Below are 14,291 nucleotides of genomic sequence, written 5' to 3'. Positions count from 1 at the left end.
CCCACGGCGCGACGGCTTTTGCCGCGCCCCCGGCTTCGCCGTACAATGCCTCCAACATTGCCGCCCTTGCGGCCATCCCGTTTGACCACCGAGGACACGCCGGACCCATGCGCGCCACCCAGATGCTGATCGCCACACTGAAGGAAACCCCCGCCGATGCGGAAGTCATCAGCCACCAGCTGATGCTGCGTTCAGGCATGATCCGCCGCCTCACCTCCGGCCTCTATACCTGGCTGCCGCTGGGGCTGAAGACCCTGCGCAAGGTCGAACGCATCGTGCGCGAGGAGATGGATCGGGCCGGCGCCCAGGAGGTGCTGATGCCGGCGGTCCAGCCCGCCGAACTGTGGCAGGAGTCCGGCCGCTGGGAGCAGTACGGCCCCGAGCTGCTGCGCCTCAAGGACCGCCACGATCGCGACTACTGCGTGGGCCCCACCCACGAGGAAGTGATCACCGACCTGGTCCGCAAGGAGATCTCCAGCTACAAGCAGCTGCCGGCCAACTTCTACCAGATCCAGACCAAGTTCCGTGACGAGATCCGCCCGCGCTTCGGAGTGATGCGCTCCCGCGAGTTCATCATGAAGGATGCCTACTCCTTCCACGTCGACGAGGACTCCCTCAAGGAGACCTACCAGGCGATGTATGACGCCTACACGCGGATCTTCACCCGCCTGGGACTGGACTTCCGTCCGGTGATCGCCGACAACGGCGCCATCGGCGGCACCGGCTCCCACGAGTTCCACGTGCTGGCCGACTCCGGCGAGGACGACATCGTCTTCTCTACCGGCTCCGACTACGCGGCCAATATGGAGAAGGCCGAGGCGCTGCCGGCACCGCTGGGCAGCGATGCCCGGCGCCCCACGCCCGGCGAGGAGCTGCGCCTGGTGGATACGCCGGATGCCAAAACCATCGCCGCCCTGGTGGAGCAGCACGGCCTGCCCATCGAGAAGACGATCAAGACTCTGATGGTCCACGCCGCCGAGGGCGGGCTGATCGCTCTGCTGGTGCGTGGCGACCATGAGCTCAACGAGGTCAAGGCCGAGAACCTGCCCGAGGTGGCCGCCCCGCTCACAATGGCCAGTGAAGAGGAGATCCGCGCCGCAGTGGGTGCCGGTCCCGGCTCCCTGGGCCCGGTCAATCTGGACATGCCGGTGATCATCGATCGCTCGGTGGCACTGATGAGCGACTTCGGTGCCGGCGCCAATATCGATGGCAAGCATTACTTCGGCATCAACTGGGAGCGCGATGTGGCGCTGCCCAAGGTGGCCGATATCCGCAACGTGGTCGAAGGGGACCCCTCGCCGGACGGCCAGGGCACGCTCTCCATCAAGCGCGGCATCGAGGTGGGCCACGTCTTCCAGCTAGGGCGCAAGTACAGCGAGGCGATGAATGCCACCGTGCTGGGCGACGAAGGTCGTGCCATCCATCCCTGGATGGGCTGCTATGGTATCGGGGTGACCCGCGTGGTGGCGGCTGCTATCGAGCAGAACCACGACGACGCCGGCATCATTTGGCCAGACCCCATCGCTCCCTTCCATATCGCGCTGGTGCCGATGAATGCCCACAAGTCGCAGCGCGTGCGCGAGGAGTCGGAGAAACTCTACGCCGAGCTGACCGCCGCAGGTTTCGAGGTACTGCTGGACGACCGCGACCTGCGCCCCGGCGTGAAGTTTGCCGACCATGAGCTGATGGGCCTGCCCCACCGCCTGGTGGTCGGGGATCGCGGACTGGACAAGGGTGAACTGGAGTACAAGGGACGCCGTGACAGCGAAGCCACCATGGTGCCGGCCGGGGAGATCCTCGACTTCCTGCGCCACAAGATCCAGCTCGGCTAGTTTCATCTTGGCCAGGATGCGCCGCTCACTTGCCGCCATGCTGGCAAGCAGCCTGCTGGCGGCGGGTGTAGCGGCTGATGACGGCGATTTCCTGGCATCCCTGGCGGCCGATAGTCGGCCGCTGCTGGTCCAGCCGCTGCCGGATACCCCACATACGCTGCGCACCACCCTCGACGAGACGCTCTCCATCTCCCGTGACCCGGCCGAGGTGTGGGCCGCACGCCAGTGGTTTACCGCCATGGAGCCGGCGCTGTCGCGCCATGTGAAGGATCCAATGCTGCGCAGCGAGTTGCTGCGTCGTGTCTATCACGAGGCGACGCTGGCGGGGCTGCCTCCCGAGCTGGTACTGGCCCTGATCCAGGTGGAGAGTGCCTTCCAGGTCGAGGCGGTTTCTTCCGCCGGCGCGGTGGGACTGATGCAGATCATGCCATTCTGGATCCGCGAACTGGGCCTGCCCGCCGACGACCTCAAGGATCCGTGGCGAAACCTGCGCTATGGTTGCACGATACTCGCCCACTACCTGGCAGTGGAGCGCGGCGACTTCACCCGGGCCCTGGCCCGCTACAACGGCAGCCTGGGCAAGACCTGGTACCCGGAACGTGTGATGCGGGCCTGGCAGCGCCACTGGCGCCCCGCCGAGGAGCGCGTCACGGTGCAGCGATAGGTGCTGCCTGCTACTCGACGGCAGCCACCAAGCCGGCATCGGCAAGCCCCGCCAGCAACCAGCCGACATCTTCGCTGACCGACTCGAGCGGCTCACCGAAGTGTTCGGCCAACAGCTCCCCCAGCTCCTCCCCGCTGAGCGGCTCCTGACACAGCAGTCTCCACACCGCCTCGCCGGTGGCGTTGAGGCGGTGGATGACACCGCTGGCGGGCTGGATCAGGAACAGCTCGTGGCCCAGGGGATAGCGTCGTACCTCATGCCTTGCCCGCCAGCGCCGCCCTGCGGGCACCGGGCCGCTAGGCGGCGAGGCCTCACGCCTGGCCACCACGAACCTGTCGCTCTCTCCCTGACCGACCTCGCCCTTTTCACCCGCGAGAACGGCGCCCAGGTGGCGAGCCGCTGCCAGCGGCTCGGCATAGCGCAGCAGCAGGCAGGGCACGCGCTGCAGCAGCGGCAGCAGGTGTGCCATGAGCGATTCGGGAGCGGCATGCCGGGCAAAGTTCTGGGAGAGCAGCTGCAACAGCCCCTCTCGCGGCTGAAGCCGGACGACCTCGGGAATACTCGCCTGGTCATCACGCTCCAGCAGCACCAGCGCCCCCACCGGACCCGATTCGCCATGGCGAGCCAGGGTATTCCCGGGCGGCACCACGAAGCGGTAGCGGGCATCCTCGGGGCCGGCATGGGCCTCGGCATAGTCGAGGAGCTCCGGAGCCAACGTCTGGGGCAGCGGCAGGCGCAGCCGAGGCGCGATGCCCAGGCCCACGCCATTCCCTTCCCGCGTCAGGCCCAGCACATCATCGCCGAACAGCCGGTAACCGGCCGCGGCAAAGGCCACCGCCAGGGTGCTCTTGCCGGCGCGATGGCTCTCGGGAAACAGCACCAGGCGGCCATCCACCTCCACGCTGGCGCAGTGCAGGCCCAACAGCGAGCCATCCCGATCGAGACACTCGCCACCCAGATCCGCGATCAGGCTGCACACCGCCGAGGCCGGCGTCGGCAGTTCGAGACCTCGGGGCAGCTGGGGCGAGCGCTGCAGATAGCCTCCGCGACTGCGCCGCAGGCGGATGGCCGGTGCCAGGCCCCGGGCACGCGCGACGGAGAGTGGCCAGCCGGGCAACGCCTGGCTCAGGGCCGCGACGACCTCGGGCGCCTCCTGCACGCGCAGAATGCGTCCGAGGCCGGGCAGGGAAATATCCTGGGCGTCGACCATTACCAGCGGCGATCGGGGCGACCGAAGACGATATCCTCGACGATGGTCACCGGGTCTTCACGATAATCGCGCAGCCGGCGACGGTCGTGCTCGTATTCACGCCGCGAGTAGTAGCGGTCGTCCCGGCGATAGCGGTCATCGCCGCGGCGATAGTGGCGCTCCTGGCGGGCCCGCTCGTGCCGCCGATAGGCGCCGTCGTAGCGGCTGGGCCGGGAGCGGCTGGGGCGCGACCAGCTTGGCCGGGAGCGACTGGGACGCGAACGGCGGCGCCCATCCCAGGCCTGGGCCTGGCCGACGCTGAACAGCGTGGGGGCAACATAGGCACCGGCCAGACCCACGCCGAGGGTGGCGAGGAGCCGGCGCCGACGCCGGCGATGGGTCTCGGCGGCCTCGATTTCATGCTCGTGGTGTGACATGGGAACCTCCTGCGGCTCGGCGAGCAGTGTCATGATCGAACACTGTTCATCCTAGCCACTGAGGCCGCGAGATGCCGCCGCCGGAGAAGCGTTGTCGATTTGTTCCACGGGCGTTGCCGAACCGCGACACCGGCTGATCACACACGAAAAAAAAGGCCGACCCGTGAAGGTCGGCCCACTGGGGGGAAAAACTCCCCCCTCCCCTGACGACTCGTGCTGCGGCTGGCTTCAGTGCTTCTTGCGGTGGTCCCGCACGATGAAGGCAATCCAGCCACCCATGAAAGCGATCATCATCGCGACGGTGACCAACCCGAAGATTACGGCGTCATCCAGATACATGGTGGTGTCCTCCCCGACTCGATGTGTTGAGTGCACTGTAGACCGGGAAGGCAAGGGGAAACCTGACCTGAATCAAGTTACGCCCCGGGGGCTGACGAGAGAGGGAGCGTAATTGATTCAGGTCAGTTTTCACGGCAGCTTCTTGTCCTCGACCTGGGTGTGATCGGTGTCGGGGGGCAGGGGGTGGCCCTTGGCCAGCTCGGCACGAGTGGCATCACGCACCGACAGGACCTGGAGCGCATAGCGCAGGGTGTGGCCGGCCAGCGGGTGGTTGGTGTCGATCAGCACGCTGTCATCGCGCACCTCGATGACGGTGACGATTTCGGGACCATCATCCCCGGGCGTCTGGAAGCGCATGCCCGGCGTGAGCTCGGGAACCGGGAAGGCGTCACGCCCCACCTCGCGCTGCAGCGCCTCGTCGCGCAGGCCGTAGGCCTCGGCCGGCATCAGGGTCACGGTCAGCTCGGCCCCGGTATCCTGTCCATCCAGGGCTCGCTCCAGGCCGGCGACGATATTGTGGTGGCCATGCAGGTACTCGAGGGGCTGCTGGCGGGCACGGGAGTCATCGAGGACCTGGCCGTCGGCGTCACTGAGGACATAGTGCAGGGTGACGACGCGCTGAGGGGCAATGGTCATGCGGATCTCCTGAATGGGGGTATCACGGGTGGAAGCCGGCGGTGGTGACCGGCTCAGTTGCGGCGCAGATTGGCCACCGGCATCTCCAGGCGCTGCTGGCGATGCAGCAGGTTGAGCAGCACGATGGCGCGCTCCTCACCCTTGTGGCTCTCGAACACCGCCTGCAGCTCCTTGAAGGGGCCGTCGGTGATCTGCACCGCCTCGCCAGCGTGGAAGTAGAGGTTGGCATCCTGGTCGCGCTCGCTGCCCTTCTCGCGCAGCGTCTCCACCAGGGCATCATCCACGGCGATGGGCGTCTCGCCGAAGCTGACCAGCTTCAGCACGCCTCGGGTGGAACGAATGGGTCGCCAGTTGCTCACCAGCCGGTCGAGGCGGATGAACAGGTAATAGGGAAACAGCGGCTCGACCACCCAGGTCAGCTTGCCGCGGCGCTTCTTCTGCACCTCGAGCACCGGATGAAAGACCTCGAAGCCCTGATTGACCAGGTTTTCGGTGGCGCGGAAGGATTCGCCGCCCTTGCACTGGATCGCATACCAGCGAGGTACCGCTGCTTCACCTTCGTCGCGGATCACATCGCTCTCGTTCATGATTCTCCCTTCACGCTGCACGCTGGTATCGCTGCCGGGGCTCTGCAACAATCGGCTGCTGCCCTGCGCGACCCGTCTCGCAGGCCGGGAGCCCGGCGAAAGAGGCAAGGATTCTAACACCGTTGCAAGGAGAGCCCCATGCCGACGCCTACCGTCCAGAGAAGCTGGCTAGCCTCCCTGGCGATCTACCTGCGCGCCCCCGTCATCACCATGCTGTTCCTGGGCTTCTCCGCCGGCCTGCCCTTCCTGCTGGTGTTCTCCACACTCTCGGCCTGGCTGCGCAGCGACGGCGTCGAGGTAGCGGCGATCGGCTTCTTCGCCTGGATCGGCATGCTCTACTCGATCAAGTTCTTCTGGGCCCCGGTGGTGGACCGCCTGCCACTGCCACTGCTGACCCGCCACCTCGGCCAGCGCCGCGGCTGGATGCTGCTGGCACAGGCGCTGATCGTCGCCGGCCTGGTGGGACTCGCCGGGGTAGACCCGGTGGGTCACCTGCCACTGGTGGCCGCCTTCGCCCTGCTGGTCGCCTTCGGCAGCGCCACCCAGGATATCGCCATCGACGCCTTTCGCATCGAGTCGGCGCCGGAGGACATCCAGGCGGCCATGGCCTCGACCTATATCATCGGCTATCGCGGCGGCCTGCTGGCGGCCGGTGCCGGAGCGCTCTATGTCGCCTCCTGGCTCTCCTGGGAGGCGGCCTACCTGACCATGGCCGCGCTGGTCGGCATCGGCGTGGTGACGGTGCTGGTGCGCCCCGAGCCCGAGCGGCTCTCGTTGACCAGCCAGCTGATCCATGAGCCGCGCGTGCGCGCCTTCCTGCGGGCCAGCCGCGGCAAGCCGAGGACGCTGCGGCGCCTGGGCGCCTGGGGGATCGGCGCCATCGTCTGCCCCTTCACCGATTTCTTTACCCGCTATCGGCGCAAGGCCCTGTGGCTGCTGATCTTCGTAGCGGTATTCCGGATCAGCGACCTGGCCATGGCCTCCATGGCCAACCCGCTGTATATCGACCTGGGGTTCACGCTGACCGAGATCGCCAACGTCACCAACGCCTTCGGGATCGCCATGAGCATCGCCGGGGGCATGCTGGGTGGGCTGCTGGTGGCACGCTATGGCATCGGCCCCATCCTGGTGCTGGGCGCCACCGCGGCGGCGCTGACCAACCTGCTGTTCACCGCCCTGGCGCTCACCGGCCAGAGCCTGCCGCTGCTGGTGATGGCCATCATCGGCGACAACCTGGCCAACGGCCTGGCCAGTGCGGTGTTTATCGCCTTTCTCTCCAGCCTGACATCGCGCGCCTACACCGCGACACAGTACGCGCTGTTCTCGTCGCTGATGACCCTGCCCGGCAAGTTCCTGAGCGGCTTCGGTGGGCTGGTGGTCGAGGTCGAGGGCTACGCCACCTTCTTCATGATCTCCGCCGTCATGGGGATTCCGGCGGTGCTGCTGGCGCTATGGATCAGCCGCGACCGGGAACTGGTGCCGGCGCCGATGCCGACCGCCCAGTAACCCCGTGGGAGCCCGATTTATCGGCGATGCGCCTCGCCATCCAGCCACCCCTGCAGCCAGGCGAGCGCCCCCGGGGTCGCCCGCCACTGGTCGCGCATCAGAGTGCGGTACTGCCAGGCCTCGGCGCGGCTGCCGGGCTCGGCGGGGTCATCATCATTTCCCGACAGCGGCCGTGGAGTGTCGGCGCACAGCAGTTTCAGTGCATGGGCGTTGTGTGCCTGGGTCTCGGCCAGTGCCTGGACGGCCTCGTCGGGCCGGTCGAGGCGATAGAGTGCCAGGGCCCGCCCCATCAGCACGCCCAGTGCCGGCCCCTCGGCCTCGGCTTCGGGCGGCTGCTCGCTGAGCGCCAGGGCATCGCTGTCGCGGCCATCCCGCAGCAGCTGATCGAGCACCAGCTCCCGCAGGCCCAGGCTGTCATGGTTGTCCAGGACCAGCAGGCGTTCGGCCAGCTGGCGGGAACGCTCCCGGGCGCCGCGCTCCATGCCCACCACCAGCGCCAGCCCCGTACGCAACAGCAGGGCGTTGTCGGCATCCTCCCAGGCCAGGGTACCGGGACCTTCGGCCGCCACCTGTTCGAGCCAGCGCTCCAGCCGGCTGGCCAGCGGCACAAACAGGCTGGGAGCCATCCATGGCAGGCTGCCGAAGCGCGTGGTCAACGCCAGCGCCAGCTCCTGGACCACCGCCGGGGCATCCAGCCATTCGGGGTGGCTGCAGAGCTCGGGGAGCCACTCCGCAGCGCTCGGCCAGGGGTCATCCTCGAGCCCCAGCGGCGAGTCGGAGACGGCAGACACGGGAAACACCTGGCGCCAGGCAGCGTGCAGGGTGTCTTCGCGGGCAGTGGTGTGATATTCGAGCCGGCCTTCCGCTGTGCATGACACGGCTAGGCGCGGCGCGATGGGCAGCTCCTCGAGGAGCGCCTGCAGGGAGGCCAGGGGCTCGGCCAAGTCCTCCTCGGCGTTGAGCAGCTGTTCGGCCAGGGTGGCGCCGGGATTCTCGGCCAGATCGGCGAGGAACTGCAGCTGATCGGGATCCAGGTCGCCCTGGCGAGCCAGGCGCCGGAACCAGAAGCGGGCCCGTTCGGCGGCCTCCTCTTCATGCCCCTCGTGGAGCAGCAGCATGGCCTCGATATAGGCCAGAGTGGGCGAGTCGGGCAGGGCCTGCTGGGCGCGCACGAAGGCGGCGCGGGCGCTGTCCAGGTCGTCGTTGTCGAGGTGCATCAGGCACAGCCGCTCCAGGGCCACGCCGCGCAGGAACAGCGGACCGTGCTCGAGCACGGCATCGAGCAGACTCTCGCGCTTGCGATGGAAGCCGCGCTCCTGATAGAGGTCGATGAGGATCTCGAAAGCGGGTTCGGCCTGCTCCGGCAGCCGCGACCAGTCGCCACGCTCGAACAGCGACTCGAGAATCTGCTGGGCGCGCCCGCGCTGGCCGGTCTCGGCGGCGATCAAGCCCGCCTCGAGCAGCGCCTGGGCCGGGGCCCGGCCACTGGCCAGCGCCGCCTTGAGGGTGTCGCCCTTCCAGTCACGCAGCGAGAGCATCCACATCAAGTGATCGGGCACCGAGCCAGGCAGTGTCACGGCGCCACAGCAGTGCTTGGTCTTGCGGCCGGAGTCACACCAGCAGGGTTCGTTACGCCCCGGGCGCGCCAGTGGCTCGCAGCGGAAATCCAGGCGCGCCAGCGGCGCCTGGGACCACAGTTCCGGCGCCAGCGCCTGGGCCAGCGGCAGATTGCCACCCACCAGCGCGGGTCCCTCTTCCCGAGCCCAGGCCATCAGCGTCGGATAGCGCTCGTCCTGGCGAATCGCCTTGAGCGCTCCCGAGGCAAATCCCAGCAGCTGTTCGACCCATACCGCCAGCATTGCGCACTCCACCGTCCGGAAAACGGCACAGTCTAGCAGTCCGCGCGGGGGCTTGGCAGCCGCTAGCTGCTGCGTTCGAGCTATCCAGCTACCCGAAGCGAGAGGCGCCGGGGACAGGTCGAAGGGGAGGTCCTATGCCAGGGATGGCATCGGTAGCGCCCAAGGAAGGGTTCACAGCGCCTCCCCGAAGGCCTGTCGACGGAACAGCCACGAGCGTTCCTTCCACGATAACATTCCCCGGAATAACCGCTAGGATCTGGCCCACGCCCTCAAGGGGGCAGTGCGCGAGCGCATATCGAGCCGGGCGCCGAGGCGCACCAAGTTCCAGTAGTGGCCGTTGAGCGTGCGCGACAGCAGCAGGGTATCAGCGGGAGGCTGCAGGCGGTCCATGGCCGCCCACACCCTGGGCGAGAGCTCGCGCAGGCGACGATGCACCCGCACGTCGCCGAAGTCCTGCTCGCCGGGGGCGAACAGCGCCGAGACCGCCTCGGAGGATTCCCTGTACAGCGCCAGCGGCGCACCCTGCCCCTGACGGCCGCCCAGTTCGAGCAGCGCACTGTCCATGGCCATCGGGTCTCCGGCCAGGGTAGCCTCGAGCAGGCGCATCATCGCCTTGAGCCGCTCCTCGGGCACGGGTATGACCGCACCCAGATCATAGATCACCAGTCGCCCCTCGGCGTCGGCGGCGAAGTTGCCGGCATGCGGGTCGGCGTGCAGCTCGCCATGGGTGAAGAGTTCCTCGGTGAGCCAGTCGGCGAGGGTCTGGGCGATGCGCTGTCGGGTGGCATCGTCGGAGGCCTCCAGCTCGCGCAGCGGGGTGCCAGGCACATGGCGCATCGCCAGCACCCGCTCACCGGAGTACGCCGGCAGCGGCTCGGGGATCACCAGTCCCGGCCAGTCGGCGTAGCGCTGCCGATAGCGTGCCAGCGCCGCGGCCTCGGCGTGGTAGTCCAGCTCACCGCGCAGGCTCGCCGCCAACTCCTCGAAGAGCGCATCGAGTCGCGCCTGGGGCACCTTGAACCAGCGCCCCAGACGCATCAGACGCCTGACCTGGGCGAGATCCCCCTCCAGCACCTCGGCAAGGCCGGGGTACTGCACCTTGAGTACCAGCGTTTCGCCGTCGAGAGTCACTGCGCGGTGTACCTGCCCCATGGAGGCGCTGGCGAAGGGGCGCGTCTCGACATCGCGAAACACGTCATCGATATCGCCGTAGTGATCATCCAGAGTGCGGCGAATCGACTCCCAGGGCATCGGCTCGGCCTGTCGCTGCAGCCGGGCCAGCTCCTCGGCGAGGTCCGGCGGCAGCAGGTCATCCCACTGGGACATGATCTGGGCCAGCTTCATGGCCGGCCCCTTGAGCTCGGAGAGCCCTTCGAACAGCGCCTCGCCGAGGGCGCGCCAGTCGGCCTGGCCGCCCATCCGGGTGCGCAACAGCGCCCCACCGGTGCGTGCCCCCAGTCCCAGCAACCGCCTCGTCCTGCCTCGCTCACGCATCGCATGCTCCGCGGGAAAATAGTGTTACAACAATTGTACACCATGATTGCGACGTGACACCTGGCCAATCACCACCAACACTGGAAGAATGTCCATACTTCACCGCCGCCGAGGCCACCATGCGCCTGATCATCGCCGAGAAGCCCAGCCTGGCCCGGGCCATCGCCGACGCCCTGCCCGGCACTCCCCGCAAGCAGGAGGGGGCGATTGCCGTGGGCGATACCACCGTGACCTGGTGCCTGGGCCACCTGCTGGAGCAGGCACCACCCGATGCCTATGATCCCGCCCTCAAGCAGTGGCGCCTGGATACCCTGCCGATCCTGCCCGAGCGCTGGAAACTCACGCCTCGCCCCAAGGCTCGCGGCCAGCTGGCGGCGATTCGCAAGCTGCTCAAGACGGCCGACGAGGTGGTTCACGCCGGGGATCCCGACCGCGAGGGTCAGCTGCTGGTCCAGGAGGTGATCGAATACCTCGGCTGGAAGGGCAGGGTATCCCGACTTCTGGTCAGCGACCTCAACCGCCCCGCGGTGCAGCGGGCGCTTGCACGCCTGGAGGACAATGCCCGCTACCAGCCGCTCTACCGCGCCGCCGAATCGCGCTCGCGTGCCGACTGGCTGTATGGCATCAACCTGACCCGGGCCTGGACGCTGACCGGTCGCCAGGCCGGCCATGATGGTGTGCTCTCGGTAGGCCGCGTGCAGACTCCGGTGCTGGGCCTGGTGGTGCGCCGCGATGCCGAGATCCGCGACTTCACGCCCCGGCCCTTCTTCGTGCTGTGGGCCGACCTCGCGGTGGCGCACGGTGAGCTGCGCGCCTGGTGGGCCCCCGGGGAGCACCATCCGCTCGACGACCAGGGGCGCCTGCTGGCCCGGGAGCCCGCCGCGACCCTGGCCGAGCGCCTGCCGGGGGCCGAGGGCCGACTGGAGGCCTTGGAGACCCAGCAGAAGCGCCAGGCCGCCCCTCTGCCCTACTCGCTGTCGGCACTGCAGGTCGACGCCGCCAGGCGCTACGGCATCTCCGCCAAGGTGGTACTGGACACCTGCCAGGCGCTCTACGAACGCCACCAGCTGATCACCTACCCGCGCTCCGACTGCCGCTACCTGCCCGAGGAGCACTTCGCCGCCGCCCCCAGCACTCTGCAGAGCGCCTGCCGGGACGATGAGACCCTGCGCGGGTGGCTTTCCGGCGCCGACTTCACGCGTCGTTCCAGGGCCTGGAACGACACCAAGGTAGGCGCCCACCACGCCCTGGCGCCCACCGGGCGTCCCATGGACCCGACGCGGCTCTCGGCCACCGAGGCCAATGTCTTCCGGCTGATCGCCCGCAACGTGCTGGCCCAGTTCTACCCAACGCTCTCCACCCGCGAGGTCAAGGCCGAGTTCCGCATCCTCGAGGAGATCTTTCGCGCTCGTGGCCAGGAGGTCCTCGACCCCGGCTGGAAGCCGCTGTTCACCACCCGCGACGAGGCGCCACCGCTGCCGCCTCTCACCGAGGGCGAGGTGTGCCGGGTCCAGGAGGCCGGCGTGGAGGATCGCGAGACCCGCCCGCCCGAGCCTTTCAACGACGCCAGCCTGATCAAGGCGATGATGAACATCGGCCGCTACGTGGATGACCCCGCGGTCAGGCGCACCCTGCGCGAGCACGATGGCCTGGGCACCGAGGCAACGCGTGCCGGCATCATCGAGACCCTGGTCGAGCGCGGTTACCTGGTGCGTCAGGGCAAGGCGCTGCGCGCCACCCGTCTGGGCAGTGCGCTGATCGCCTCGCTGCCCGAGGCGGTCGGTCGCCCCGAGCGCACCGCCCTGTGGGAACAGCGACTCACTGCCATCGCCGAGCAGAATTGCGCGCCAGGCCCCTTCCTCGACTCGCTGATCAGCGACCTGCGTGCCCTCCTCGGCGCCGCTGACGCCAACCGACTGCGCCAGGCGCTGCATAGTGCCGAGGGTGAGGAAGCCAAGGTACCCCAGCGGGCGTCACGACGGCGCGGCACGGGACGCGCGACGAGCAGGGGCAGCAAGCGCCGTGCACCGCGACGCCGCCAGGAGGGTAACTGATGCCCCGGCAAACCCACTGGATCATCGGCCCGGGAGCCATCGGTCGACTGCTGGCCCTACGCCTGGTCCAGCACGGCCAGCGGGTGATGCTGATCGGTCGCCGGCCCCTCCCTGGCCACCAGACCCTGATCACACCCGAGGGTGCAGCGTCGACCCTCGAGGTCACCACCCGAACCGGCCCACCCCAGGGTTTTCCGGATGTGGTTCACCTGACCACCAAGGCCTACGCCGCCGAGGCGGCCTATGCGGCCCTGGCCGGGCACCTTCCTGCGCATACCCCGCTGGTGCTGTGGCAGAACGGCTTTCACTCCCAGCCGCGGCTAAGCGCGCGTCACCCGGGTCCGGTGCTCTGCGCCACCACCACCGAAGGCGCCTATGTGGAAGCGGATGACCGGGTGGTTCACGCAGGCCACGGCGACACCGCCATCGGCTGCCTGGACGGAGGGCATACTGTCCTCGCCGAATCACTGGCTGGGCTGCTGAGCGACGCCGGGCTGCCGACCCGGGCGGTGTCCGATATTCGGCAACGGCTATGGCAGAAGCTGGCGGTCAATGCCGCCATCAACCCGCTGGTCGCTCGCTACCGGATTCGCAATGGCGAGCTGCGCGATGCGCGCTACCGAAAGGAGGTGGAGGGGATCATCGCCGAGGTGGCAGAGGTGATGCAGGCCGAAGGGATTGCCCCGCCCGCAGCCACGGGACTCGAGGGCTGGCGGGCCCTGGTCTGGAAGGTGGTGGAGGCCACCGCCGCCAACCGGGCTTCAATGCTTCAGGATGTTCTGGCGGGACGCCCCACCGAGCATGAGGCCATCCTGGGCCCCCTGGTGTCGGCTGCCACCTGCCACGGCCTGGCTACACCGCAGCTGGAAGCGCTATTGGCCACCATGAACGGACGCTGAGCCAAGGGGGCCGCCAGCCGCCATGAATGAGTGAAGAGTGGCGATCAGGGCGATCCTGTCGCTGGCAGATCTCGAGACGGCTTGCTAGCCTAGAGAGATCTCATCGCTACTCGCCCTGCGGCTTGCCCCTCGGGACAGGCCGTAGCGCAAGGACAGGGACCCATGACATCCCGTCACACCATCGCCGTGCTGCTGGCCTGCCTTGCCCTCACCGCCTCGCTCGGGGCTGCAGCCGCCGAGGGTAGCCTCGGTGACGACATTGCCAAGAAGTCGAAACGCGGGGATAGAGAAAGCCCCGTCTACGCCGGCCAGCCGGAAGACCTCATGCGCCTGGAAAACGGCGTCGTCATCGACGGCCAGGACATCGAAAGCCCCGATGGTTTCACCTCCGGCTTTCGGCTGATCGCCGGTTTCAGTCCCTTCCAGCTGCCCAAGCTCGACCTCGGTGCCGAGTTCAGCTACCGCGAGAGCGACGAAGTGCCCACCCGCCTCGGCGACCAGCAGCTGCTGGTCAATACCGTCAGCCTCGGCGGCAGCCTGGTGGCGGGCGTTCGCCTGGGGCACTTCGGCCTGTATGCCAAATCCGGCCTGGTGGGCTGGGAGGGAGATGCCGTGATTCCCCGCGGCGACTTCGATGAGGCCGGCACCACCCGGGTGCAGGGTTTCGGCGCCCGGCTGCAGTTCCCGGGCTTTACCAGCCGCCTGGAGCTTGAGGAGTACGACGCCCCCGACATGGCTCACCTCAACCTGCTGACCGCCTCGATCAATATTCCCTTCTAAGAGCGCGGCTACGCC

Annotated in this window: 13 protein-coding genes; 6 read left to right on the top strand and 7 right to left on the bottom strand. The window is 68.2% G+C overall.

What is annotated here, in order from left to right; all coding sequences use genetic code 11:
* Positions 1–107: 107 nt before the first annotated feature.
* Both GRB96_RS03175 and GRB96_RS15635 read left to right on the top strand, forming a co-directional pair.
* Complete coding sequence (locus GRB96_RS03175) at positions 108–1,832, top strand: proline--tRNA ligase (protein ID WP_161430437.1); 1,725 nt, start codon at positions 108–110, stop codon at positions 1,830–1,832.
* Between the two features lie 16 nt (positions 1,833–1,848).
* Positions 1,849–2,496 (top strand): lytic transglycosylase domain-containing protein, encoded by a 648-nt coding sequence (locus GRB96_RS15635; RefSeq protein WP_420841781.1) that lies wholly within the window; start codon positions 1,849–1,851, stop codon positions 2,494–2,496.
* Between the two features lie 10 nt (positions 2,497–2,506).
* On the opposite strand, the gene GRB96_RS03165 is transcribed toward GRB96_RS15635, so the two are convergent.
* The 5 genes from GRB96_RS03165 to rfaH all read right to left on the bottom strand — a co-directional run bounded on the left by GRB96_RS03165 (position 2,507) and on the right by rfaH (position 5,684).
* A complete protein-coding gene (locus GRB96_RS03165; protein ID WP_161430436.1) occupies positions 2,507–3,706 on the bottom strand; it encodes a PqqD family protein in 1,200 nt (399 codons plus the stop codon).
* Positions 3,706–4,122: a hypothetical protein gene (locus tag GRB96_RS03160; protein ID WP_161430434.1), complete on the bottom strand. Its 417-nt coding sequence runs from the start codon at positions 4,120–4,122 to the stop codon at positions 3,706–3,708. The genes GRB96_RS03165 and GRB96_RS03160 overlap by 1 nt, the downstream gene beginning before the upstream one ends.
* Before the next feature lie 228 nt (positions 4,123–4,350).
* Positions 4,351–4,461, bottom strand: coding sequence for a cytochrome c oxidase subunit CcoM (gene ccoM, locus GRB96_RS15745; RefSeq protein WP_276608735.1), 111 nt, complete (start codon positions 4,459–4,461; stop codon positions 4,351–4,353).
* Positions 4,462–4,590: 129 nt separating this feature from the next.
* Entirely contained in the window at positions 4,591–5,097 is a 507-nt protein-coding gene (locus GRB96_RS03155; RefSeq protein WP_161430431.1) for an FKBP-type peptidyl-prolyl cis-trans isomerase, read from the bottom strand.
* A 53-nt stretch (positions 5,098–5,150) separates the two neighbouring features.
* Positions 5,151–5,684, bottom strand: coding sequence for a transcription/translation regulatory transformer protein RfaH (gene rfaH, locus GRB96_RS03150; protein WP_161430430.1), 534 nt, complete (start codon positions 5,682–5,684; stop codon positions 5,151–5,153).
* A 138-nt stretch (positions 5,685–5,822) separates the two neighbouring features.
* Here rfaH and GRB96_RS03145 point away from each other — a divergent pair, with 138 nt between their 5' ends.
* The gene (locus tag GRB96_RS03145) at positions 5,823–7,190 is read left to right on the top strand and encodes an AmpG family muropeptide MFS transporter (RefSeq protein ID WP_161430428.1); all 1,368 of its coding nucleotides are present in this window, start codon (positions 5,823–5,825) and stop codon (positions 7,188–7,190) included.
* A gap of 17 nt (positions 7,191–7,207) precedes the next feature.
* Here the strand turns inward: GRB96_RS03145 and GRB96_RS03140 are convergent, their stop codons facing one another.
* Entirely contained in the window at positions 7,208–9,049 is a 1,842-nt protein-coding gene (locus GRB96_RS03140; RefSeq protein ID WP_161430426.1) for an SEC-C metal-binding domain-containing protein, read from the bottom strand.
* A gap of 249 nt (positions 9,050–9,298) precedes the next feature.
* Positions 9,299–10,543 (bottom strand): ABC1 kinase family protein, encoded by a 1,245-nt coding sequence (locus tag GRB96_RS03135; protein WP_161430424.1) that lies wholly within the window; start codon positions 10,541–10,543, stop codon positions 9,299–9,301.
* Between the two features lie 119 nt (positions 10,544–10,662).
* Between GRB96_RS03135 and GRB96_RS03130 the strand changes: the two genes are divergently transcribed.
* From GRB96_RS03130 to GRB96_RS03120, 3 genes are all read left to right on the top strand, one after another.
* A complete protein-coding gene (locus GRB96_RS03130) occupies positions 10,663–12,597 on the top strand; it encodes a DNA topoisomerase III (protein ID WP_161430421.1) in 1,935 nt (644 codons plus the stop codon).
* Positions 12,597–13,496, top strand: coding sequence for a ketopantoate reductase family protein (locus GRB96_RS03125; RefSeq protein WP_161430419.1), 900 nt, complete (start codon positions 12,597–12,599; stop codon positions 13,494–13,496). Before GRB96_RS03130 ends, GRB96_RS03125 begins: the two co-directional genes overlap by 1 nt.
* A 162-nt stretch (positions 13,497–13,658) precedes the next feature.
* Positions 13,659–14,276 carry a hypothetical protein gene (locus GRB96_RS03120; protein WP_161430418.1) on the top strand — a complete coding sequence of 206 codons (618 nt, stop codon included), beginning with the start codon at positions 13,659–13,661 and terminating at the stop codon, positions 14,274–14,276.
* Positions 14,277–14,291: the final 15 nt, after the last annotated feature.

Origin of the sequence: Halomonas alimentaria (assembly GCF_009902005.1) — a bacterium.
In the GTDB taxonomy this organism is placed as follows: domain Bacteria; phylum Pseudomonadota; class Gammaproteobacteria; order Pseudomonadales; family Halomonadaceae; genus Halomonas; species Halomonas alimentaria.
This window is presented reverse-complemented; position numbering and strand designations above follow the sequence as displayed.